This is a genomic window from Marinobacter sp. B-12 (genome assembly GCF_056857915.1).
Genome location: NZ_JBSXOB010000063.1, coordinates 143,716 through 167,712, shown reverse-complemented (window position 1 = coordinate 167,712; position 23,997 = coordinate 143,716). Strand labels below are relative to the sequence as shown.

The window sequence follows — 23,997 nt, the reverse complement described above, 5'->3', positions numbered from 1 at the left end:
TCTTTCTCCTTGCAGCTTCTTGTTGTTGGTGTTGTTGCACGGGCTCCCGTGGGGGAACCGTTAATTCCGGAACGGCCAGAGGCGGAAAAAACGGCGGATTCGGTGCCAGATTTCCGCAAGCCCATGAGGTTCAAAAATCAGGAAGCCCACAATCAGGGCGCCAAAGATGATCTCCAGCATCGGCGACATGAACACGGGGGCGCTGGGGTAGAAAGGTGTCAGGGCCGCCGTCAGCAGTTTCAGCGCTTCCGGCACCAGGGTCATGAAAGCGGCACCGAGGATGCCGCCCAACAGATTACCCATACCGCCCACGATAACCGCCGCCAGATAGAAAATGGACATGGAAAGCGGGAAGCTCTCCGGGGTAACTACGCGATAGAAATAGGCAAACAGGCCACCGGCCACGCCGGCGTAGAACGAGCTGAGCGCGAACGACATCAGTTTGTAGCGCAGAAGATTGATGCCGAGAATCTCGGCAGAAATATCCCGGTCGCGAATGGCGATAAAGGCCCGACCAATCCGGGTGCGAAACACATTCCGGGCCGCCAGCACCATCAGCACCGCCAGCGGCACGATGATGAAATACATCATGAAATCACTTTGGAACGTCAGCCCGAACAGGTGCGCTGGCTCCAGACTCAGGCCACCCATACCACCGGTGACGGATTCCCACTCGGCAAAAATGAAGTGCAGGAACACGCTCGCAGCCAGGGTTGCGATCGCCAGATACAGGCCTTTGACCCGCAGTGATGGCAGACCCACCAGAATCCCGACGGCGGCAGCCATGAGCCCAGCCAGCACCAGAGTGACAGGGAACGGCAGGCCGGTGTTAATGGACAGCCAGGCCACCGTGTAGGCGCCAACGCCCATGAAACCGGCCTGCCCCAGGGAAATCAGCCCGGTAAAACCGGTCAGGATGTTCAGGCCGGTGGTGCTGATCACAGCAATGCCTACCAGGCAGCCCAGGTACAACAGATAAGAGTCCACGGCAAACGGGAACACCGTGAGAATCAGCAGGAAAAACCCCAACCACAGCTTCTGGGTCTGGCTGGTCCAGATTGCCTCATCGGCCTCGTAACTCTGTTTTGCGTCACCGATGCGCATCTTACACTCGCTCTATTTCGTGGGTGCCGAACAGGCCGTAGGGGCGGATCACCAGGATTACCGCCAGCACCAGGAATGTTGCCGGCATCCGGTATTCGCCTCCGAGGTAGGCACCGGCAACCGTTTCCAGCCAGCCAATAAACACGCCGGCGACCAGGGCACCGAGAATGCTGTCCAGGCCGCCAACGATCACCACCACCAGCACACTCAGACCAATAATCCCGAATTGCGGGCTGAGTCCGCCGGTGGCGGCCACCAACACACCGGCCAACGATGCCGCGAGAGAGCCAAACACCCAGGCCATGTTGAACACCCGGCGCACGTTAATGCCCATGGAATACGCCGCCGCCTGGTCCGAGGCTGTTGCCCTCAGGGCCACGCCACCGCGGGAGAAGCGGAAATAAAGCAGGTAAGCGATGAGCAGAGCGGAACCGATCAGAAAACCGTAAGCGATTTTTGGAGCGAGGTAGAGTGGGCCGATGAATACAGGTTCCCGCGGCAGGAAGCTGGGCAGCAGTTGAGGGTCGGCGGTCCAGATAAACTCCACCAGGCCCACCAGAATACTGCCAATGCCGATGGTCACCATCACCACCGAGATGGGAGACTCGCCCAGCATGGGCCGGATCATGGTCTTCTCGATCACACCGCCAAGAATACTGCCGCCGATCACCGCCAGCGGCAGGGCAATCCATGGTGATAACTCCATGCCGCCGGCAAATGCCAGAAACAGATAGGCGGCAAACATCATGATCTCGCCGATGGCGAAATTGATCACCCGGGTGGCCTTATAGATGATCACAAACCCCAGCGCGATGAGGGCGTAAAGCCCGCCCATGGCCAGGCCAGCCAGGCTGATTTCACCAAAAAACACCCAATCCATCAGGCAACCTCCCCTTCCGGATTGAGCTTCCTTCGCAAACTGTCGATGTCGCTGTTGCCCAGATAGGCCTTGATGACCTCGGGATTGTTCTGAACATCCGCAGGCACACCTTCGGTGATGATCTGGCCAAAATTCAGAACCGCGATGTGGTCTGATATGTCCATCACCATGCCCATGTCGTGTTCCACCATCAGCACGGTAATGCCCCACTCTTCCCGGATATCCAGAATAAACCGGGCCATATCCTCCTTCTCTTCCCGGTTCATGCCGGCAACCGGCTCGTCCAGCATCAATACCTGAGGTTTCATGGCCAGAGCACGGGCAAGCTCAACCCGTTTCTGAAGGCCATAGGGGAGGCTGGCCACCGGCTGGCGTCGTATATGGTCGATTTCCAGGAAGTCGATGATCCGCTCTTCCACCTCTTGGCGGACAGCCATTTCCTCACGGCGGGCGGGCCCGAAATAGGCCAGCGCACTGAGCAGGCCGCTCTTCATGTGCACATGGGCGCCAAGCTTGATGTTGTCGAGCACCGTCATCCCCCGGAACAGAGCAATATTCTGGAAGGTTCGGGCAAGGCCAAGTGCGGCCCGTCTCGGCGGTTTGATACTGCCCGGCAGCGGTTGGCCCTGATAGCGGATGGTGCCTTGCTGTGGTTTGTAGAAACCGGAGATGCAGTTAAAAAGCGAAGTCTTGCCGGCACCGTTCGGGCCGATAATGGTCGTTACGGTGTTCTCAGGCACATGGAAACTGACATCCTGCAGCGCCTTGACGCCGCCAAATGAAAGAGACAGGTTACTGATCTCAAGGATGCTCACATTACCTCCCGGCACCCCTGGCGCCGGGCAAACAGGCTCGCGAACATGCCCTGCTGATACCCATCTCACGCCCGAAGATGACTGCCATTATTGTTTTTTCTTGTCATCGGGGGATTCCCGATCCAGATTAAACGTAGTCCATTCAGGCAACATTAGGCAAACCCTTCTATCCTGTTACCTGTCAGACAACAAAGGGCAGTGTACAAAAAGTGAAACCATAGGCCCGCCACGACGAGAGAGGCGTCAACCATGACTGATCCATTGGTAACCACCGATTTCGACGCCGACACGGGCATCGCAACATTAACCTTCAACCGGCCAGAAGCTCTGAACGCCATCAGCGTGCCCCTGGCAGAATCCTTTCTCGCGGCGGCTCAGGCACTGAAAGAGCGGTCAGGCCTTCGATGCATCGTTCTGACCGGCTCCGGGCGGGCTTTTATGGCAGGTGGGGATATCGCCAGCATGACCGGCTCTCCCGAACAGGCGGGTAAAGCCGTCAGCGCCATCCTGGGTGCGGTCAACCCGGCCATCCTCCTGTTGCGCAGCATGGACGCCCCGGTGATCTCGGTAGTCAAGGGGGTTGCCGCTGGTGCCGGGCTGAGCCTGGCACTGATGGCGGACCTTGTCATTGCTCAGGAAGACACAAAGTTTTTGATGGCCTACAACGGCATCGGCGCCGTGCCTGACTGTGGTGGCAGCTGGTTTCTGACGCACAAGGTTGGCACCGGGCGGGCTGCCGAGTTAATGCTACTGGGCCGGACCCTGAGCGCGGCTGAGGCCAAAGACTGGGGCATGATTACCGAGTGCGTTCCGGAAGCCGACTTTGAAAAACGGGTTGCCGAGATAACGAAAAAAGTCGCGAATGGCCCTACCCGAGCCTTCGGTGCCTTCCGACGGCTTACCGACGGCGCCTGTGGTGATCGGTTGGCTGCTCAGTTAGAAGCGGAAAAGGAAGCCTTCCTGGAAATGACGCGGACCGGAGATTTCGCTGAAGGCGTCTCGGCGTTCCTGGCCAAGCGCCCCCCTGAATTCCACGGTTCCTGACCATCAGGGTGCTACACCCTGCGCAGCCAACGTCACGATGTCCGGATATTCGTGTACCCGGATATTCGATTGGGCGGGCGTTTGCTGGGCAAGCGCCAACACTTCATTCACCATCGCCCTGGCCACAGTGGCCGCTTCAATACCACGAAACTTTTCCAGCGGGCCGATCAATGCCCGGTTGATAAAGGGCATGGCTTTTATGCCCAAGGCTTCGGCGGTGCGCTGCTCGTTGCGGTCGCCCATCAGCAGACTGGGTTGGTAGATGGACAGGCAGGGATAGCCAAGCGACTTTATGCCGTCTTCCAGTTCACCCTTCACCCGATTATAGAAAACAGTGGAAGACGATGACGAGGCAATGGCAGACATCAGCACGAACACCTGTGCGCCGTTTGCCCGGCCAAGTTCGGCCGCTGCCATCGGGTAGCCATAATCCACTTTGCGGAACTGCTCGCGGGAGCCGGCCTTCTTGATGGTGGTGCCCAGGCAACAGACGATGGCATCCACCGCGAACAAATCGCTGTGCTCATCCAGGTGATCAAAATCCACTTCCTGCTGACGCAGTTTTTCATGGTTCAGCGGCAGCGCTCGCCGCACCGGCGCGACAACCGATGACACCTCTTCCCGCGCCAACAGGCCTTCGAGTACCTGACCTCCGGTAAGGCCGGTGGCACCCAGTAGCATCACGTTCATAAAATCTCCCTCAGCCACGAAACAACACCCGGATATTCGATAGTATCCAACACAAACTCCTGCCCCCGCGAGGCACTTCTCAGCGTGCAGTCGTCCCCGTCCCGGGACCAGCGGGCGAGGTTACCGTGAAAACTCATCGCGGTGTCCGCCGAATCCGGATAGAAACACCTCGGTAGTCGCCATTGCGTAGTCGAAGCGGCATCCGGTGCCGTCAGGCGTAACCGATCCTCCAGGCCTCCAAACACCCCGGCACCTGGCAGGCCGGTTGATCGCCCTCCAAGCTGCAGGGCATCGGAGGCCACATAAAGTGTATTGCCGCCATCTGGCTGACCATGGAAGTGGGGATGGTATCGGGCCCACTGCAGGTCACTATCCGACAACTCATCAATGCGGTACACCTCGCCAATCTGGAGCCAGCCCCACAACCCGTGAAACGGCCGGGCCTGTTTTACAAACTGCCAGCATCTGCCCTGTTTTTCCACGTCCCGAAACAGGCCGAAAAACAGGAACAGATCCCCCTCGCCCACCTGCTGCTTACGGAGGTGGCCCTGTGCAGCGCCAGTCTGCCCAAGGCAAGGCCGCCAGCCGGTTTCCCGGGGATAAGCGTCAGCGATCAGATCCGGATCCAGGTGGGCCTTTCGGGCGCCACCACGCCGGTCGCCGGTCAGGTCGGCCACCAACTTGCCAACATTCAGGCCTTCATGACGAATATCACCGTAAGTGATCCGGGAACGCGAGTCGGGGATCGGCAGGGTATAGAAAGACCCATCAGGGAACACCGGGCTGGGACAGCCGCCTGCGGAGGAATCAAAGCCTTTACGGCTGAGGATCAGTTTCATAAACGCATTTTGGAGCAAGGAACGGACCGCAACCATATCACGCCATTGAAAAGCAGTTTAAACTGACGGCAACAACGTTCTGGCCCACCCGCAGATTCAATACCGATTGCCCATGACTGATTTTGAAACCCTGAACACGCTGAAGGCCGGCCTTGAAGCCTGGTGGCATCCGGGCGTTACCGTCCTGCTCTCAATGGCTATCACCTTTCTTGTGTACAAGGGTGTGCTGGCAACGGTTCAACGCTTAACCCGCAGCAAAACAGTTCCCCGCCTGTTTCTGGATGCGTCATCAACCGCTCTGGGTGTTGCCATTACCCTGGTGGTACTCAACGCCATTCTGGAAGCGGCGTCCCAGGACCTGCCGCTGATCAATCACTTCCGTCACGCCGCCACGCTGCTGCTGATTGTGGCGGTCACCTGGGCGCTGGTGCGCTGCACGTCGGCCATCGGCGACGTCATCGTCTCGCTGAATCCAGTACTGGAAGGCCAGTGGAAACGGGCCCGCAAGGTGGAAACGCAAACGCGCTTCCTGGTGAGGGTGCTGAATATTCTCATCGTCATCGTGGGCCTCGGAGCCGCGCTGGTGACGTTCGAACCGGTTCGCCACCTTGGTAGCAGCCTGCTGGCCTCTGCGGGCATAGGCGGCATTATTCTCGGTTTCGCGGCCAAACCGGTGTTAGGCAACCTGTTAGCGGGCATGCAGATTGCCCTCACCCAACCGTTCCGGATCGATGATGTGCTGCATGTACAGGGCGAATGGTGCTGGGTGGAGGAAGTCACCGCCACCTACGTGGTGCTGAGGGTCTGGGACCTGCGGCGGCTGGTGGTGCCGCTGCAATGGTTTATCGAAAACCCGTTCCAGAACTGGTCGAGACACGACACCGAAATGATGGGAACGGTGTTCATCACGGTCGATTATTCCATGCCCATCGAACCACTGCGGACCGAGTTTGGGAGACTGCTGGAACAGGCGCCTGACTGGGATGGGAAGACCAGGATCGTGCAGGTGACCGAAGCCGGCGAGGCCAATATCGAGGTGCGCTTCCTGCTCAGCGCCAGGGACTCAAGCTCGCTCTGGAATCTCCGCTGTGCCATCCGCGAGGGGTTGATCACCTTTATACAGGCGCAGTTTCCGGCCCATCTTCCGAGGGTCCGTGCCAGGCTTGTGGAAACACCCGACCAATAACCCTCACACCTGCTCAGCCCCGCGCAGCATGGCGTGCAGCAATTCTTCCGCATCAAATTTGGTCAATGCCTCGTCTGCCCCCACCTGCTTGGCGTAACTCACGCTCATTTCACTGTTCAGGGAGGTATGCAGAATGATGTACGGCTGCTTCAGGGCGTTGCCGCTGTCCCTCACATCGAAGGTCAGCTCGTAGCCGTCCAGACCAGGCATTTCGATGTCGCTCACCAGGATATTGATGGGTTTTCCATCGCGGTTGGCGTTCAGCATCAGGTCCAGTGCATCCCGCCCGTTGGTGGTCACGAAATAGCTCACATCCTTGCTATCCAGAGCATCCGACAGTTGCTTACGTGCCACCTGTGAATCGTCCACCAGCAGGATATTCAGGCCTTTCAGAATTTCCCTCTGGACGTCCGTCAGCACCACTTCACGGGGATTAATGGACTCCGGATACACTCTGGCCAGCAGCAACTCCACATCCAGCAACTGGACAATCTGGTCCTCAAAATTTACCAGTCCTGTAATAAAGGCTTTGTCGCCCAGACTACGAGGTGGCGGCAGGACGTCTTTCCATTCGGTTTCGATTATTTTTCGAACGCTTCGTACCAGGAAGCCGATTTCCTGGCGCTGGATATCCGTCACAATGATGGAAGCGGTCTTGCGTTCATCCTCAGTGAGTGGCGGATAGCCGACCGCTGCCGCCATGTCGATCACCGGCACGGCGGAGCCTCGGAAACTCATGGTGCCGATCACCGCCGAATGGCTGTGCGGCAGTCTGGTCAGCGGTACAAATGGCATGATTTCCCGGATCTTCAGGGTGCCCAGGCCGAACGGCCTCTGATTGGTCAGATAAAACAACAGCAGTTTCTGGGGGTGTTTGGTACCCTCGGCCATAACCTTACAACCTGTCAGGAGCTTTGAAGAAAGTGTAACAGCCGAACGATACCATGCCGCCAGAAGCGACATTGTAAGAATTTGCAGCCGTTCGGAGGTCGCTTGAGGCTGCCGTTGAATCCAGCCCCGCCTCTCCCGCGTATCACCTATACTGTTGTCATCGGGAGGCTATTCGATGAAACGCGCAACTGCACTAGTATCGGTATTCCTGTTCTTCGCCGTCATGGCCGTGGGTGGTCATGCCGACAACGATGATATCGATGACGCCATCCAGAACACGATCCTGTCGCAGATTGAAGCCTTTGCCAATGACGACAGGGAAGCCGCCTGGGACTATGCCTCGGAGGGCATCAAGCAGCAATCCGGCTCGATAGATACGTTCTACGATATGGTCAAGCTGTCCTATGCGCCCGTCCACCGGGCATCGTCCATTGAGTTCATGGAGCGCATTCCCCACCCCGGTTTCCAGATTCAGGTGGTACGGCTATTGGGGCCGGAGGGAAAGCACTGGATCGCCCACTACCAAATGGTCAAAAATGGCGACGACTGGAAAATTGGCGGCGTCGGGCTCAAAGAGGGACCAAGCTCAATATAGCAGGTGACCGACAATAGGCTTCTGACGCCTATGTCTTTCAGCTTTGCCCGTCCGTAAGATAGATTCCATAATCCTGAATGCCGGCAGAGCCTGAACTTGATGAAGAACCTCACCTTCTCCTCCCATTACGCCAGGGCCGTTCTTTATGGTCTGGAGAAGGCCGGCGGCTACTCCAATGAACTGCTTCGCAATAATGGCATCGACCCGGAGTTCATCCACTCGCCGCGGGCACGAGTGCCCACGGAACAGTTTATCCGCCTGTTCCGGCTGGTGTGGGGCAAGCTGGACGATGAGTTCATGGGTCGCACCACACAATCCTGTCGCGTCGGGCATTTCCACCTAATGGGATCGCTGGTGGTGCACAGCAGCAACCTGGAAGAGGTGATTCGCCAGAGCATTCGCTGTTACCGGCTGTTCTCCGATGACATCGTGATTGAACTGGACACCCGCGGCGACGGCGTGGAACTGAGCATCACCCACCGCCATCCGGAACTGGACCCGGACAATTTCCTTGTGGAATGGCTGCTGATGGTGTGGCATCGGCTGATCGGCTGGCTGATCGGGCGCAAGATTGTGCTCAGCCACGCCACGTTTCAGCACGGCCTGCCTAACCACTTCGATGAATACCGGTTTGTCTTTCCTTGCCAGTGCTTCTTTAACCGCGACCGCAACAGCCTGTTTTTCAGCCACAACTATCTGGACATGCCGGTGACCCGAACACCAGAAGAGCTGGACGCATTCATTGAGAAGTCGCCACGCAAGTTGCTGATCTGGACCGATGAGGACGACAGCCTGACGACTCAGGTTCGGCAGATTCTGGAAAACGTGGACGATGATCGCCTGCCCACGCTGGAGCAGATCGCCGGGCAACTGCATATGACCGACTACACCCTGTCGCGCAAACTGAAGGCAGAGGGCAGCTCCTACCAGAAGATCAAGGACAACCTCAGGCGGGACCAGGCGGTGATCATGCTCACACGGCAGAACCTGACAGTGTCGGAGATTTCGTCACAGCTGGGGTTTACCGAGCCCGGTGCCTTTTCCCGTGCCTTCAAGCACTGGACCGGGCTCAGCCCACTGGCCTACCGCAAGCAGGACCAGTAGTTCTTCTTTTTACGTTTACAGCAGTTCGATTGCGACAGCAGTACCTTCCCCGCCCCCGATGCACAGGGACGCCACGCCGCGCTTGAGACCACGCTGTTTCAGGGCGTTGATCAGGGTGACCATGATCCGCGACCCGGAGGAGCCGATGGGGTGACCCAGGGCACAGGCGCCGCCATGGACGTTAACCTTGTCGGCGTCGAGCCCAAGCTCATTGATGGCGGCCAGGGTGACCACGGCAAAGGCTTCGTTGATTTCGAAGAGGTCGACGTCGTCGCGGCTCCAGCCGGCTTTCTTCAGTACCTTTTCGATGGCACCGATGGGCGCAAGGGTGAACTCGGCCGGCAGGCGGGCGTGGGTGGCGTGGGCAACGATACGGGCCTGGGGCGTGAGGCCGCGCTTTTCGGCTTCTTCGCGGGTGGCCAGTACCATGGCAGAGGCGCCATCGCTGATGGAGCTGGCGTTGGCGGCGGTGACAGAACCGTCTTTGGCGAAGGCCGGTTTGAGCTGGGGGATTTTCTCGGGTTTGGCTTTGCCGGGCTGTTCGTCGGTGTCCACCACGGTGTCGCCGCCACGGCCGGAGACGGTCACGGGGGTGATTTCGTCGGCAAATCCGCCGTTCTTGATGGCCGACAGGGAGCGCTCGAGGGAGGCGATGGCGAAGTTGTCCATGGCCTCGCGGCTGATGTCGTATTTGTCGGCGGTGCGCTGGGCGAAGACGCCCATCAGGCCGCCTTCGTAGGCGTCTTCAAGGCCGTCGAGGAACATGGAGTCCATGAGCTGGCCATGCCCCATACGATAGCCGGCGCGGGCTTTGGGCAGCAGGTACGGAGCCTGGCTCATGTTTTCCATGCCGCCGGCGATCATGATGCTGTTGGTGCCGGCTTTGATCTGGTCGTGGGCCATGATGACGGCTTGCATGCCGGAACCGCACATTTTGTTGACGGTGGTGCAGCCGCTGGAATCGGGGATGCCGGAGGCGCGGGAGGCCTGGCGTGCGGGTGCCTGGCCGAGGCCACCGGGCAATACGCAGCCCATGATGACTTCCTGGATGTCGGCGGGCTGCAGGCCGCTTCTTTCAATGGCGGCCTTGATGGAGATGGCGCCGAGATCCGGGGAGCGCACCGAGCTCAGATCGCCCATCATGCCGCCCATGGGGGTTCTTGCGGAGCCTGTGATTACTACGTCGTTGCTGTTCATTTCTTTAACCCTCTGATGTCGGTGAAGGACCGTGCGAGTGACCTTCCTCCGGGACACGCTGTAAATACGTCCCTGTACGCTCGACAAAAGCCATCCATGGCTTTTGACGGTCCCGGAGGAAGGTCACTCACCCGGCCCCCAACTTGTGAGATGGATGTCTGTTCTGATTACGCCTTTCCTAAAACCGATCTGGCAATGATTTCTTTCATAACCTCAGACGTACCGCCATAGATTCTCTGCACCCTGGCGTCGATAAACGCTCTCGAAATCGGGTACTCGCTGGTGTAGCCATAACCGCCGAACAACTGCAAACAACCGTCGGCCACCCGGCACTGCATTTCCGTGGCGCTGTACTTGGCCATGGAAGCGGTCGGGGCGTCGAGTTCGCCTTTTTCGTACAATGCAATGCACTCGTCGACGAAGGCGCGGTTTACGCGGCAGTCGGTTTCCATGCGGGCGATTTCAAAGCGGGTGTTTTGCAGTTGGGCCAGTTTCTGGCCGAACAGTTCCCGTTCCTGGGCGTAGTTAATGGTCAGGTCCAGGGCGCCGCGTGCGGCGGCAACGCCCAGGGCGCCTATGACGAGGCGCTCGCGGGGGAGTTCCCGCATCAGGTACATGAAGCCCTGGCCTTCCTCACCCAGCAGTGCGGAAGCGGGAATGCGCATGTCGGAGAAGAAGAGTTCCGAGGTGTCGCCGGAGTGCTGGCCGATTTTGTCGAGGTTGCGGCCTTTGCTGTAGCCGGGCAACGAGGTGTCGACCAGGAACAGGCTGATGCCACGGGCGCCGGCCTTGGGGTCGGTTTTGGCGGCGACGATGACCATGTCGGCGTGTTGGCCGTTGGTGATGAAGGTCTTCGAGCCGTTGAGGATGTAGTCCTCGCCGTCTTTGACGGCACTGGTGCGGATGGCCTGGAGGTCGCTGCCGGCGCCGGGTTCGGTCATGGCGATGGCGCCGACGGCTTCGCCGGAGACCATTTTCGGTAGCCAGTATTGGCGCTGTTCCTCATTGCCGATATGGCTGAGGTACGGGGCGACGATGTCGGAGTGCACCATGACGTTGGTGGACAGGGCGCCAAAGCCCATGCGGGCCATTTCTTCGCCCACGACGACGGAGTACTGGAAAGGTGCACCGCAGCCGCCCCAGTCTTCGGGTACGTCGACGCACAGCATGCCGGCGTTGCCCAGGGTATTCCAGAGCTCACGGGGCACAATACCGGAGTGTTCCCACGCTTCGTAGTGGGGTGTTACTTCGGTTTCCAGGGCCTTGATGACGGACTCCCGGAACATGTCGAGTTCTTCTTGATCAACAGCGCTGGTCATGGGTATCTCCCGTCGGTGATTAGTGTGGCCTTGATTGGATAACGGTCAGTCTGTCGCAGTCACGGTCTGAGCGCCATGACATAACCGGGCAGGAAATTTGATAAAAAATGACACCCTGGGGCTGCATCGCTGGCAGCCACAGGGTTTATAGCGATCAAAGCTTTTTGGCGTCGTCCCGCAGCACGAACTTCTGGATCTTGCCGGTGGAGGTTTTCGGCAGTTCGCTGAACACGATCGTCTTGGGGACTTTGAACTTCGCCATCCGCTCCCGGCAGAAGGCGATGATATCGTCCTCGCTGACCTCCCCTGCTTCCGGCTTGAGGGTCACGAAGGCGCAGGGTGTTTCTCCCCACTTTTCGTCCGGCCTTGCCACCACGGCGGCTTCGAGGATATCGGGGTGGCGGTAGAGTACGTCCTCCACCTCGATGGTGGAGATGTTCTCGCCACCGGAAATGATGATGTCTTTCAGGCGGTCCTTGATCTCCGCGTAGCCATCGGCGTGCCACACGGCCAGGTCGCCGGTGTGGAACCAGCCGCCGCGGAAAGCTTCTTCCGTGGCTTTGGGGTTTTTCAGGTAGCCTTTCATCACCGTGTTGCCGCGCAGGAAAATTTCGCCGATGGTGTTGCCATCTTTCGGTACCGCTTCCATGGTTTCCGGATCACCCACCATCGTGCCGGCCAGGGTATGGTAGCGAACGCCCTGCCGTGCCTTGATGCGGGCCCGGTCTTCCACCGGCAAGTCGTCCCATTCGGATTTCCACGCACACACCGTGACCGGCCCGTACACCTCGGTAAGTCCGTAAACGTGGGTCACGCGGAAGCCCATGTCTTCGATGGCCTCGATGACCTTTGCCGGGGGTGCCGCACCAGCGGTCATTGCCTGAACGGTGTGGCTGAAGCTGGATTTTGCCGCTTCTGAAGCGCCCAGCAAGGTGTTCAATACGATGGGCGCCCCGCACATGTGGCTGACTTTGTGTTCGCTGATCAACTGCAGGATCTTCTCTGGCTCCACCTTACGCAGGCACACGTGGGTGCCGGCAAAGGCGGTGATGGTCCAGGGGAAACACCAGCCGTTACAGTGGAACATCGGCAGCGTCCACAGGTACACCGGATGCATGCCCATGGACCACACCGCCTGATTACCCATGGCGTTTTCGTAGGCGCCGCGATGGTGGTATACCACGCCTTTCGGGTTACCGGTGGTGCCGGAGGTATAGCACAGCGAAATCGCATCCCATTCATCCGCCGGCATATGCCAGTCGAAGGCCGGGTCGCCGCTGGCTACGAAAGCGTCGTAATCCAGATCGCTCACCTGGGTTCCGGCACCGCTGAATTCGGGGTCGTTGACATCAATCACCTGCGGCGGGTTGTCCAGCATGCCAACGGCTTCGTTGATGACGTCGCCAAACTCCCGATCGGCAATCAGCACTTTCGCCTCGCCGTGCTCCAGCATGAAGGCAATGGCCTTGGCATCCAGGCGGGTGTTCAGGGCGTTGAGTACCGCCCCCAACATGGGGATGCCGAAATGACATTCCAGCATCGGCGGAATGTTTGGCAGCATGGCCGCCACGGTATCGCCCTTGCCGATACCTTTGTCAGCCAGCGCGGACGCCAGGCGGCGACAACGCTCGTAGGTCTGCTGCCAGTTGCGACGCAGATCACCGTGAATCACCGCCGGGTATTCCGGATACACGCTGGCGGTGCGGGCCAGGAAATCCAGCGGTGTCAGCGTGGCGTGATTGGCGTCGGTCGGCTCTAATCCCTTGTCGAAGATGGAGTTCATACGGGTCTCCTGGTGTTGTTATTCAACACCTGACTATAGGGCACTGCCGACGTTTCAGCGAGCCCCCACAGCCGTTCGGCGGGTATCCGGCTGATCCAGCCGCGCCATTTCCTCCAGCAGCTCCGAGGTCTTTTCCTTCATCAGCGCAATGTCCCCCCGGGACTCCACATTCAGCCGCACCAGCGGCTCGGTGTTCGACATTCGGAGATTGAAACGCCAGCGTTCAAATTCCACGCTCAGACCATCAACGTGCCGAACGGATACCGCATCGGCACCATAGATCTCCTCGATCACCGCAAGCAATCGGGCCGGATCATCCACCGTCCGGTTAATCTCGCCACTGGCGGGGAATGCCTCAATGCGGGCGTCGATCAACGACGATAGCGGCTGTCCAGTCTGGCACAGACGTTCGGCCACCAGCAGCCAGGGAATCATGCCACTGTCGCAGTAGGCGAAGTCGCGGAAATAGTGGTGGGCACTCATTTCACCCCCATACAGGGCATCTTCCTCGCGCATGCGCTGTTTGATGAACGCGTGTCCGGTTTTGCTTTCGATGGGCGTGCCGCCCGCCTTTCGGACCAGTTCCTGGGTATTCCAGGTCAGCCGCGGATCATGGATGATTTTGCCTCCATCAACCTTCCGCAGGAACTGGTCTGCCAGCAGCCCCACGATGTAGTAACCTTCAATGAACCGGCCATTCTCGTCGAAGAAGAAACAGCGGTCGTAGTCGCCATCCCAGGCGATGCCCATGTCTGCGCCTTCGCGGACAACAGCCTCGGCCGTTATCGCCCTGTTTTCCTCAAGCAGCGGATTGGGAACCCCGTTCGGGAAATGCCCGTCGGGCTCGTGGTGCAGGCGCACGAAATCAAAAGGCAGCCATCGCGATAACGCGTCGATAACCGGCCCCGCACCGCCGTTGCCCGCATTAACCACCACTTTCAATGGGTTGATTTTAGTGCCGTCGATGTACCCCAGCAAATGATGGATATAGTCGGCCTCCACTGACAGACTCTCTGAGCGCCCGGGAACGGCGGCATCCATAAACGGCTGGGATACTCTGTCGCGGATGGTATTCAGGCCGTTATCCGAGCTGATAGGGCGCGATCCAACACCGACCAGCTTCATGCCATTGTGGTCCTTTGGATTGTGGCTGGCGGTCACCATGATGCCGCCATCCATACTGTAATGACTGGTGGCAAAGTAGATCTGCTCGGTACCGCAAAGACCGATGTCATAGACATCCGCCCCCGCCGCCCTGAGCCCGGCGGTCAACGCCGCCGAGATCTCCGGGCTCGATAGCCGGATGTCGTACCCCACCACAACCCGGCGGGCACTTGTCAGCTCCACATAAGCACGTCCGATTCGCTCTGCCAGTTCGGCATTCAACTGGTCGGGGACCCGACCGCGCAGGTCATAAGCCTTAAAACAGGACACGTCCATAGCTGTTTCTCCATCTAACCTTCGATCAATAACGCGGCCCACTCTGCTGCCCTGGCGGTAATGCAGAGCGGGCCGCGTTGGCCCTACACTTTTTCCGACATCACCGGAATCTGCTCTTCCTCCACGTCCGGGGTGGGTGCCGCTCGACCGTAACGGTCGTCCAGACGTTCAATGTCATCCTCTCCCAGGTAGGCGCCTGACTGGACTTCAATCAGTTCGAGAGGAATGCATCCGGGGTTAAACAAGCGGTGTACCGCGCCGATGGGAATATAGGTCGATTCGTTTTCTGAGAGCAGAAACGTTTCCTCGTCACGGGTCACTTCGGCAGTACCCTTGACGATGATCCAGTGCTCAGCCCGGTGATGGTGCTTCTGCAACGACAGCTTCTCGCCCGGCTTGACGCTTATGCGTTTCACCTGAAAGCGGTTGCCCATATCGATGCTGTCGTAGCTACCCCAGGGACGATACACCTGCCGGTGGGTACGGGTTTCCGAGCGTTGGTCACCGTTCAGCCGCTTGACCAGTTTCTTGACGTCCTGCACCTTGTCCTTGTGGGCAACCATCAACGCATCCTTGGTGTCGACCACCACCAGGTCCTTCACGCCCAACATGGCCACAAGCTTGTCCGAGGTGTGCACCAGACAGTTATCGCTGTCTTCCAGACAAGCATCACCCAGGATGGCATTGGCGTTCTCGTCCTTCTCGGTCACATCCCAGATCGTGGACCAGGAGCCGACGTCGCTCCAGCCGGCGTCCATGGGCACTAACAAAGCTTTCGATGTTTTCTCCATCACCGCGTAGTCGATGGAATCATCCGGGCAATGCTCGAATATTTCCGAGGGAATGCGGGTGAAATCCATATCGCGCTCAAGGCTTCGGGCGGCCAGAAGGCAGGTGTCGTAAATATCCGGGCTGTGTTTTTTCAGTTCCGCCAGATAGCTGTCGGCGCGGAACATGAACATACCGCTGTTCCAGTAGTATCCACCGGCAGACAGCAGCGCGGCGGCTTTTTCAGCATCCGGCTTCTCGATAAAGCGGGACACCGGCCGGGCAGCGCCGGGCGCTTCCCCGGACTGGCCGGCAGCGATATAGCCGTAGCCGGTTTCCGGACGGGTTGGCGTAATGCCAAACAACACCAAACCACCCGATCGGGCGGCGTCCTGCCCCTGGGCAACGGCGCGCTGGAACGCATCAACATCCTCAATGGCATGATCCGCGGGCAAGACCAGCATGATGGCTTTGGGGTCTTTCCTGGCGACTTCGATCGCGGCCATCGCGACCGCCGGGGCGGTGTTGCGGCCAAACGGCTCCAGCAATATAGACAACGGTTTTCGTCCTATGGCCTCCAACTGTTCTTTGACGATAAACCGGTGTTCATCGTTAGCTACCACGACCGGCGACTCGGCGTCGTCGACCGGTAACCTGCAGAGAGTTTCCTGCAGCATACTTTGCTCTCCCACCAATGGGAGGAACTGCTTGGGATAGGCCTGACGCGAGAGGGGCCAAAGCCGTGAACCGTTACCACCTGATAGTATGACTGGAATCATCGTTCTGCTCCTTTGCTCTACAAAGACGTACCACAGGGACGTCCGTTGGCGTATTGATCAAGATCCTTAAGCCAGGATCTGTTACTAACGTTCGCTAACTTGAATGTTGCTGGGTGGGTCCGGCTGTGCGCCATCCGGCCACAGCGGGTCTATGCCGTACAGATAGGAAATATCGCCACCCAGACGGGTGGATTTCATCGGCCGAAGCTCGTCCAGAAACGCCGGCATTCCCTCAACGGAGCCCCAAGTGGCCTGCCAGGGTTCCATCCAGGCTAGTGACCAGGATTTGTACAACCCATCGACAACTTGCTCGTCTCCGGTAATACGCTCAATTCGATCCGGGTCATCCAGTGCAGCGACCACATTGCCGGACATCTTCCTGAAACTGTCCTGATAGCGGTCGTAAACAGAATTGCCATTGACCTCTGCGAATACCGCAATCATGGTTAGGGGCTGCATTGCGTAATTCATATACTCAAGAGCCCGTGTCTCTCGACTAAGCTCCTTGGGCAGGTAACCGCCGTTGTTGATCTGCCCCATGGCTTCGTCGAACTTTGCCATCGACCAGTTCCAGTCGTCACAGTCCTGGGTTGCCACTGCCGACGACATGACGGCCCAGGCCGCCCAGTAGTCATGGTTGTTGACCTTCCTGGCCTCCCGGTCCGTGTAGTAATCGCGGACCCCATCGCTCAAACGCAGAAACCAGCCTTCAATTCGACGGGCCCGCTCCAGGTCCATGGCGGCCTCCGGAGCTGACGTCCACATCCGGAGATAGGCGTTTGCAGCGGCGGCCAGCGCCCACTTGCGTACCGCCTGGCCCACGTGATTGATGTCATCCGTCAGCAGGGCGTCCGATGACGCCCACGCGTCGAGGTTGTCCAATACGCAATCCAGTGCTTCGGGACCATCACCGTCAACCTGGTAGTCGTCGGCGGCAGCGATAACGGCTTTCTCGAAATCACGCACATTGCTGGTGGCCTTTTTGTACTCCTCATAGGCCTGCTTGTTGAGCTTGTTCCGAGCGTTGTCACTGCCCTTGTACTTGCTGGTCAGCGATAGCGAGCCGACATGCGGCTCCACCCGCTCACAGTCGTAGTCGCCGCCATCCCTGTCTTCCGGCGTCTGGTAATAGCCAACCGGGGCTCGCAGTTGTCCGTTCAGGCACTGCCCGGCATGCACGCTACTCACACCAAAGACGGCGGTTATCCCCGCAGACAGCAGTACCCGGCCCCATTGTCGATGTTCAGAGCGTTGTTGGATTCGCATAACCATCCTCTCTATGCGTTGGATGAATGTGCGTCAGATATCCTGACGGCGACAGATTTTCGTGGTTACCGTTAAGCCTTCCGAGACCTGCTCCGGTTTCAGCGCGAGGTCCAGCGACATGAACATCTCATCGTTCCAGTTCGGCCCTTCGGGGAGCTCGAAGACAAACCGGCCGGGGGTTTCAACCCGGTCGCCATACTCCATATCCACACGGTCCTTGCGCCCGAACACGTACCAGATGAAGGCATCAACCTCTTTCACCCCCGGGTCGCTGAACTGCAGGTCGACAACGTATTCGTTGCTGGGCATTTCGATGAACTGCCCACCGCCGTTGTAGAGCACTTCGGTGGTGCCGGCCTTGACCGGCGTGGTTTTCTGAAGCACCGGCTCCTGACTCTCACAGGCACCGCTGATCATCGGTGTGACCTGCCGATAGAACTCCGCACTGTCGAGGTTGTGGTAACCGGGCACCTCCCAGATCATGATCTTGGGTGGCGACTCCCGGAAGTTGTCGGAAAGCAGGTACTCGTACATGGAGCCGTCGTAGCTGCCGCCGGCAACGGCAACGTTCAGCACCTCGACACCCAAGAATTCCTGCAGCGCCCCAACAAAGTTGTAGTCATGGGCGCCCTTACTGTTACTGGTGCCCACCAGGGTGATGGGCGGCAAGTCCTGGTCACCAAACAGGGCGCTGGCTTCAGCGGATTGGCCGGTACCGGAGGATTCGGTGCGGAACTCGTCCACGTACTGCGAGCCATATTCGAAACCGCAAATCCGTTTAACAGCGTCCTGAAGCGACCCGTCCTTTCGGATCAACCCGGACCGACGAGTCACGAATTCCTGCTGCGACAGCGACTGATAGGCCGGCATGTCCTTGATTCGCTCCGCCACGACCTCCGCGGTGCGTCGCGCACCATACGGAGTCCAGTGGTGATCCCGTTTAAAGAAGAAGGCGTCTTCACGTGTCTCTTCGTCCAGAAGCGGCGTCAGGTCCGGAACCACCAGCCCTGCCTGACGAAAGCGCATCAATGCGTCAGCGTAGTTTTTACGCGCCACGTTCCAACTGAACGGTACCGGCGATGTCGCGGGCAGGTGATTCGGATGGACCAGCCCTTTTGTCGGCTGGAACACCATCACCAATTCGGTACCGGTGGTTTGCTTCAGGTGCCTGGCAAAGCGCTTCAGGTGTTTCAGGCCTTCCAGGTTCGGCCCGAACTGCTCCACCAGTTCCGCTTCCGAACGGAACAACCAGCCGTCTTTGCCCTGGACCAGCATCTTGAAGTTCTTCAGATAACCGGTGTCGTAGCTCGATGGGTATGCCGTGAGTGGGCACAGGTCACAACAGCGTTCGATGTTGTACTCGGGCAGCTCGGCAGCGCTGGCCTTGACACCCGCGACACTGAGCAGCCCGAGCGCAACCAGCGCCCATAACCCACGGCCTCTGAACACCTGCTTCATACCGATGTATCCACTCGGTTTTCAGCAACAACCAGCCTCGGCTCGCCACCAACATCGATGGCAAATACGCTGAATACCTTGCCGCGCTGCAGATTGACTTCACTGGTGGTGGCCAGCGCCTTGTTGCTCTGGAAAGCGCCCAGCGCAATGCTGACGGCGTTGATCTCGCGATTGGCCACGTCCAGGGGGCCCACTGCATCAATCACGGCGACCTTGCCGTCGGACGTTTTCAGAGTGACACCGCTATTACTGGTCAGGTTGTAGAATGAAAGCAGTGCCTTGCGAGGGTTGTCGAAGGCGACATCCTTCATCACTTTCATCTCACCGGAATCCAGTACTACCACTGTGTAGAACTCGTTCTTTTTCATGTTGACGGACGTCTGCTGACCGGCAACGTCCACCTGATAGTTACCTTCAGGAAGGTAGATGTAGGGGCTCGCCTCCAACGGTGATACCTCCTTGATCACCTTGTCGCCCAGAGAGGCGCGGGCGATTGCGCCGCTGGCATCCGCGTTCACCACGCGAATGAAGGCCGCCCCGTCCGGCGCCTCAGCGGCATAAAGCGCGTCCTCGCCGGCCTGGGCCATGTTCATGGAGACCAGCAAACTGCTGATCAGGGCAAAAAAAGCGGTATGCATCAGTGCTCTCATTTTCATCATCCTCAGGGGTTGGTTTCAGAACGGCTATCCGCTTGCGCGGTCAGCGTTTTGTCAGCCCGGCGAAACCAGGCCTGGGCCTGCTCAGACTCCAGCGGTTGCGCCAGGTAACGCTCGGGAAATTCCCAGATCACCAATTGCGGCGGTTGATCCCGGAAATCGGAAGAGTTCAGATAATCGATCATCGGTACGATAGGGCCATCGCCTTCTTCGGCCACGTTGATCAGGTCCTGGCCAAGGTGCTTTCGCAAGGCGCCGGGGAAGTCCCACTGTTCATTGGCGCTGTAACTTGTGCCGACCAGAACGGTGTTGGTGGCGTCATCGCCAAACAGGGCGCTGGCATTCGCCTGGCCGTCGTTCTGGGCGCGCGTCGTTCTCGGTTCCAGTTGGTCCGGTGCAGGACCGAAGCCGGTAAACGCAGGTTCCACCGGAATGTAATTGAGCAAGTCACCACGGTGCTGGACCGGTTGGGCAATCGATGTCACAAAGTTCTGCTCACCCCAGGACAAACCATTGAAGCGGTCGCGGATGAATTCGGCAGCGCCCTTCGCATACAGGTTTGCGCCAGTTGGCGACCAGTGGGTGTCGGTTCTCAGGAACACCGATTCACCATGGTGCTGTGCCTGCTCCAATAGCGGTTTGAGTTCCGGCGCTGGAATGCCCGCCGTTGCCAGCGACTGCTGGAACCGGTTGTACAGCGACATCATCACCGGTTCGGGCTGCGTACTGCCCAGCTTGTCCGAGTGGATTCGGGCTTTGGCTGGTACCACCAGCACAACCAGTGGAACACCCTCGGCCAACAGATAGTCGGCGACGCGATGAACACGCCCCAGGTTGCGGTCGACCACCTCGCCGTCACGGCTGGCCGGGTAGATTTCCTCGTCGGTGAACAGCCACTCATCCTGCCCCACCACAACGCCTTTCCGGCCCTCATCAAAGAGCGTGTAGTTGATCGCGGCCCAGAGGTTGGTGCCCAGATCCTTGGCCGGAAACTGATCGTCGTAGTGGCTCTCCAGATTTCGGGCCAACTCGCCATTGACCGGACTCAACCCTGTTTCGGCCTGGTAACCCAGCAAGGGCCGCAAGGACAGCACACCCAGAACCAGGACCAGCGCGATGAAAAGAAAAGCCGTGATTCGTGCAGACGCTTTAGTCATCAGATCCACCCTCAGAACTGGAAATACAGGAACGGTGAGAAACTCTCGGCGGACAGCTTCAGCACCGCGAGCGCAAACACCGGCACCAGCAACGGAGCGGCGGCAGACCGCCAGCCGGCCAGAACAGGGCCAACGTCACGGTGCCCGAGCCGGTCCTTCAGACCCATCATCGCGATCACACCAAAAGCCACCGCCAGGATCGCCAGGTTCAGGTCCCGAATGCCCTGGACATAGACATCACTCAGGCCCGCACCGTCAAAGCTGAACATGGCACCGTAGAACCCGAAGGCCTCGGTCAGCGTGCTCGCCCGGAAGGTGACCCAGCCCAGCATCACGAACAGGAAGGTCAGCGCCCACCGGAAGAACCGGAACCCGGACGGGCTGCCCGACACACCCAGCGCCCTCTCGACCGACAGCAACAGACCGTGCCAGGCACCCCACAACAGGAACGTCCAGTTGGCGCCGTGCCAGAGACCACCGAGCAACATGGTGAGCAGCAGGTTGCGGTAGGTTTTGACGGTACTGTTGCGGTTGCCGCCCAGGGGGATGTACAGGTAATCCCGCAGCCAGGTGGACAGGCTGATGTGCCACCGGCGCCAGAACTCGGTAATGCTCTGGCTGATGTAGGGCTGGTTGAAGTTCTCGTTAAACCGGAACCCGATCATCAAGCCCAGGCCAATGGCCATATCGGAGTATCCCGAAAAGTCGAAATACAACTGCGCGGTGTACGCCAATATGCCCAGCCAGGCATCCGCCGTACTGGGGTCGGACAGGGCAAAGGCACTGTCCGCCAGCGGCGCTATCGAATCGGCGATGAAGACTTTCTTGATGAAGCCCTGCATGAACCTGAACGCGCCCTCACCAAACTTTTCCATGGTATGGGTGCGGTAGGTGAATTGGTCCGCCAGGTCCTTGTAACGCAGCACCGGCCCGGCAATAAGCTGGGGGAACAATGCAATGAAGGCCGCGAAATCAATAAACCGCCGGGTCGGTTCCGTATCCCCTCGATAGACATCCACCACGTAGGAAATGGCCTGGAAGATATAGAAGGAAATGCCGATGGGCAGGATGATGTTCGCCAATTCCAATGGCTGACTGCCGGCGCTGACCAACAGGTCGTTCAGGCTGTCGACGCCAAAGTTGGCGTACTTGAAGTACCCGAGCGTTGCCAGGTCACCGCCAACACCGATGGCAACCCACTTGCGGGCACTCGCGGTGCCAATACCGGCGCGGTGTATGGCCAGACCGATGAAATAGTTCCAGAAGGTCACGGCCACGAACAGCAACAGGAAATCCACCCGCCACCAGGCATAGAAGGCGTAGCTGCCGATCAGGATAACCAGTGAGCGGTGCCTGAACGGTGTCAGGTAATACAGCCCCAGGAAGGCAGGCAAAAAGAGAAACAGGAAGATATTGGATGAAAAAACCATGTCAGTTCTCCGCCTGCGTTACCTGGCCCGATACAACGGCCGCGGGCTCTATAAACACCGCTCGTCCCTGGTTCCGTAGTGCGTCAAAAATCTGCATCTGGTATTTGCCAAGCACACCCTCGAAATGGATACCCACATCCGATCTGGGGAATCGCATACCGACATCATAAATCGCGATATAAGCAGGGTTATCCGTCGACAGGGGGCCGCTGGCGTTCGACGCCAGTTCGCCACCCACCACGTTCATCGACACCTCGTAGGAATAGAAATCTTCTTTGAAATTACGGTCGGTGGCAGACAGATCTTTCAGCTGGCCAAAAATACCCCAGGTGCCGTTGAGCACTGCAACGTTGTGGTATACATCCACATTGCTGCTGTTTCTTACCCGGATGCCATTGCGCAGATTGTTCATCAGCCGGTTGCCCCAGAGCAGGTTGTCTGGTGACTCGTAGAGCCCGATACCGTCACCCTGGTTGTCATAGGACACGTTGTTGGCCACAACGTTGTTGCTGCTCTGGCGGTCCAGCACGATGCCGGACAGGCCGTTGTCATAGCTACGGTTGCCAACAATCCAGCTGTTATTCACTTCGCGGGAAATAATGATTCCATGTTTCTCACGAGTGCCATAAACCTCGTTATTGGCAATAAGCAGGCGGCTGGAATAGTCATGAGGGTCGATGCCGTACACGATGTTATTGCGGTAGACGTTATCGACGATGGCAACGTCTTCCGCCTCATAGCAGTAAAACCCGTAGTAGAGATCCTCGAAAGTGGACTCCACCAGCCAGGCATGAGGCGCGCTGCGCTGCAGCCTGGCATTGTCGTATTCGGAGTACTGGGCCACGGTAAAGCCATAGGATTTACTCTGGAGGTAACCCAGGTTTGCCATGGTGGTGCCGAGAATAAAGTTCTCGCTACCGCCCCAGCCCACATAAAACGGACGGAAGTTACCTTTCTTCTGGAAGGTTGCCGGGCCATTGGCCTCTTCGCGCCACCCGATAATCTTGCTGTCAATGGCAAACAGCCAGCCGTCGTTGGCAATAAACGAACCGCGCTCCTCCGACAGCCGCAGTGTCTCGTCGCGCAGGACCAGCGTGGCCTCCTGTTTGACCGCCAGCGGCAAACGAATAATGTAAGTACCATCGCCGGTGCGTTCCATGTAGCGACGATCATTCACCTGCCTATAGACATCCTCCAGCGTCACCTTCCCACTGTTAACCAGAATCGCCTGAGGATGCGAAAACTGACGGATCACCCACTCGCGCGCCCGCCCTTCGTCCACGAAGTCCCCCAATGCACTGACCCCGCCCATACGCTCCACCGTGACGTTCGGCGCAGTATCCGGCTGGCCGGCAAGCTTTGCTTCAATGGCGTCACGGCTATAGCCCGACACATCCGGAATCTCAGGCTCAGGAAGATACAGCTCCTCTCCGGACTTAATCTCGATGCCATAGTCTTCCACCAAGGGCGCAATCGCCGGCGGCGCATTGACCACGCTGCCATCATCGGCGCTGGCTGCAGCTAACGTATCCGGCGGCACGATGAACGCAGTTATAAGCAGGCAAAAAGCCCATCTGGCTTCCAGGGTTTTCATGA

General features: G+C 58.5%; 21 protein-coding genes. 4 read left to right on the top strand and 17 right to left on the bottom strand.

Translation table 11 applies throughout. The features are described 5' to 3' along the window. Window positions 1-60: 60 nt before the first annotated feature. The 3 genes from AC13D2_RS18460 to AC13D2_RS18450 are packed head-to-tail and all read right to left on the bottom strand — an operon-like array spanning window position 61 to window position 2,799. Window positions 61-1,104 carry a branched-chain amino acid ABC transporter permease gene (locus AC13D2_RS18460; protein WP_292049906.1) on the bottom strand — a complete coding sequence of 348 codons (1,044 nt, stop codon included), beginning with the start codon at window positions 1,102-1,104 and terminating at the stop codon, window positions 61-63. Between the two features lies 1 nt (window position 1,105). After that, on the bottom strand, window positions 1,106-1,984 hold the full coding sequence (locus AC13D2_RS18455) for a branched-chain amino acid ABC transporter permease (protein WP_292049905.1): 879 nt from the start codon (window positions 1,982-1,984) through the stop codon (window positions 1,106-1,108). Next, window positions 1,984-2,799 (bottom strand): ABC transporter ATP-binding protein, encoded by an 816-nt coding sequence (locus tag AC13D2_RS18450; protein WP_292049904.1) that lies wholly within the window; start codon window positions 2,797-2,799, stop codon window positions 1,984-1,986. Before AC13D2_RS18450 ends, AC13D2_RS18455 begins: the two co-directional genes overlap by 1 nt. Window positions 2,800-3,048: 249 nt before the next feature. On the opposite strand from AC13D2_RS18450, the gene AC13D2_RS18445 reads away from it, so the two are divergent. Continuing rightward, on the top strand, window positions 3,049-3,843 hold the full coding sequence (locus AC13D2_RS18445) for an enoyl-CoA hydratase/isomerase family protein (RefSeq protein WP_300494378.1): 795 nt from the start codon (window positions 3,049-3,051) through the stop codon (window positions 3,841-3,843). A 3-nt stretch (window positions 3,844-3,846) separates the two neighbouring features. On the opposite strand, the gene AC13D2_RS18440 is transcribed toward AC13D2_RS18445, so the two are convergent. Next, window positions 3,847-4,533 (bottom strand): NAD-dependent epimerase/dehydratase family protein, encoded by a 687-nt coding sequence (locus AC13D2_RS18440; protein WP_292049900.1) that lies wholly within the window; start codon window positions 4,531-4,533, stop codon window positions 3,847-3,849. Continuing rightward, complete coding sequence (locus tag AC13D2_RS18435; protein WP_292049899.1) at window positions 4,530-5,372, bottom strand: Nmad3 family putative nucleotide modification protein; 843 nt, start codon at window positions 5,370-5,372, stop codon at window positions 4,530-4,532. Before AC13D2_RS18435 ends, AC13D2_RS18440 begins: the two co-directional genes overlap by 4 nt. 112 nt (window positions 5,373-5,484) lie before the next feature. Between AC13D2_RS18435 and AC13D2_RS18430 the strand changes: the two genes are divergently transcribed. Beyond that, window positions 5,485-6,558, top strand: a complete 1,074-nt coding sequence (locus tag AC13D2_RS18430) for a mechanosensitive ion channel family protein (protein WP_292049898.1) — start codon at window positions 5,485-5,487, stop codon at window positions 6,556-6,558. 3 nt (window positions 6,559-6,561) lie between these two features. Here the strand turns inward: AC13D2_RS18430 and AC13D2_RS18425 are convergent, their stop codons facing one another. After that, entirely contained in the window at window positions 6,562-7,449 is an 888-nt protein-coding gene (locus tag AC13D2_RS18425) for a chemotaxis protein (protein ID WP_292049897.1), read from the bottom strand. 175 nt (window positions 7,450-7,624) lie between these two features. Here AC13D2_RS18425 and AC13D2_RS18420 point away from each other — a divergent pair, with 175 nt between their 5' ends. Both AC13D2_RS18420 and AC13D2_RS18415 read left to right on the top strand, forming a co-directional pair. After that, window positions 7,625-8,044, top strand: coding sequence for a DUF4864 domain-containing protein (locus AC13D2_RS18420; RefSeq protein WP_292049896.1), 420 nt, complete (start codon window positions 7,625-7,627; stop codon window positions 8,042-8,044). A 99-nt stretch (window positions 8,045-8,143) separates the two neighbouring features. Continuing rightward, window positions 8,144-9,148 (top strand): AraC family transcriptional regulator, encoded by a 1,005-nt coding sequence (locus tag AC13D2_RS18415; protein ID WP_292049894.1) that lies wholly within the window; start codon window positions 8,144-8,146, stop codon window positions 9,146-9,148. Between the two features lie 15 nt (window positions 9,149-9,163). On the opposite strand, the gene AC13D2_RS18410 is transcribed toward AC13D2_RS18415, so the two are convergent. The 11 genes from AC13D2_RS18410 to AC13D2_RS18360 all read right to left on the bottom strand — a co-directional run bounded on the left by AC13D2_RS18410 (window position 9,164) and on the right by AC13D2_RS18360 (window position 23,995). Beyond that, window positions 9,164-10,345: a thiolase family protein gene (locus AC13D2_RS18410; RefSeq protein WP_300494386.1), complete on the bottom strand. Its 1,182-nt coding sequence runs from the start codon at window positions 10,343-10,345 to the stop codon at window positions 9,164-9,166. A 167-nt stretch (window positions 10,346-10,512) separates the two neighbouring features. Beyond that, window positions 10,513-11,664 (bottom strand): acyl-CoA dehydrogenase family protein, encoded by a 1,152-nt coding sequence (locus AC13D2_RS18405; protein WP_300494389.1) that lies wholly within the window; start codon window positions 11,662-11,664, stop codon window positions 10,513-10,515. A gap of 154 nt (window positions 11,665-11,818) precedes the next feature. Next, window positions 11,819-13,447, bottom strand: a complete 1,629-nt coding sequence (locus AC13D2_RS18400) for an acyl-CoA synthetase (RefSeq protein ID WP_482939009.1) — start codon at window positions 13,445-13,447, stop codon at window positions 11,819-11,821. A gap of 54 nt (window positions 13,448-13,501) precedes the next feature. Then, window positions 13,502-14,887, bottom strand: coding sequence for a phosphohexomutase domain-containing protein (locus AC13D2_RS18395; RefSeq protein WP_482939008.1), 1,386 nt, complete (start codon window positions 14,885-14,887; stop codon window positions 13,502-13,504). Between the two features lie 83 nt (window positions 14,888-14,970). After that, window positions 14,971-16,434 carry a mannose-1-phosphate guanylyltransferase/mannose-6-phosphate isomerase gene (locus tag AC13D2_RS18390; RefSeq protein WP_292049889.1) on the bottom strand — a complete coding sequence of 488 codons (1,464 nt, stop codon included), beginning with the start codon at window positions 16,432-16,434 and terminating at the stop codon, window positions 14,971-14,973. Between the two features lie 84 nt (window positions 16,435-16,518). Then, on the bottom strand, window positions 16,519-17,700 hold the full coding sequence (locus AC13D2_RS18385) for an alginate lyase family protein (RefSeq protein ID WP_292049888.1): 1,182 nt from the start codon (window positions 17,698-17,700) through the stop codon (window positions 16,519-16,521). Between the two features lie 33 nt (window positions 17,701-17,733). Further along, window positions 17,734-19,158: an alginate O-acetyltransferase AlgX-related protein gene (locus tag AC13D2_RS18380; protein ID WP_292049886.1), complete on the bottom strand. Its 1,425-nt coding sequence runs from the start codon at window positions 19,156-19,158 to the stop codon at window positions 17,734-17,736. Next, window positions 19,155-19,808, bottom strand: a complete 654-nt coding sequence (locus AC13D2_RS18375; protein ID WP_292049885.1) for an alginate O-acetyltransferase AlgF — start codon at window positions 19,806-19,808, stop codon at window positions 19,155-19,157. Before AC13D2_RS18375 ends, AC13D2_RS18380 begins: the two co-directional genes overlap by 4 nt. 11 nt (window positions 19,809-19,819) lie before the next feature. Further along, a complete protein-coding gene (locus tag AC13D2_RS18370) occupies window positions 19,820-20,971 on the bottom strand; it encodes an alginate O-acetyltransferase (RefSeq protein WP_292049883.1) in 1,152 nt (383 codons plus the stop codon). Window positions 20,972-20,982: 11 nt separating this feature from the next. Then, the gene (locus AC13D2_RS18365; protein ID WP_292049882.1) at window positions 20,983-22,401 is read right to left on the bottom strand and encodes an MBOAT family O-acyltransferase; all 1,419 of its coding nucleotides are present in this window, start codon (window positions 22,399-22,401) and stop codon (window positions 20,983-20,985) included. Window position 22,402: 1 nt separating this feature from the next. Next, on the bottom strand, window positions 22,403-23,995 hold the full coding sequence (locus AC13D2_RS18360; protein ID WP_292049881.1) for a right-handed parallel beta-helix repeat-containing protein: 1,593 nt from the start codon (window positions 23,993-23,995) through the stop codon (window positions 22,403-22,405). Window positions 23,996-23,997 lie beyond the last annotated feature (2 nt).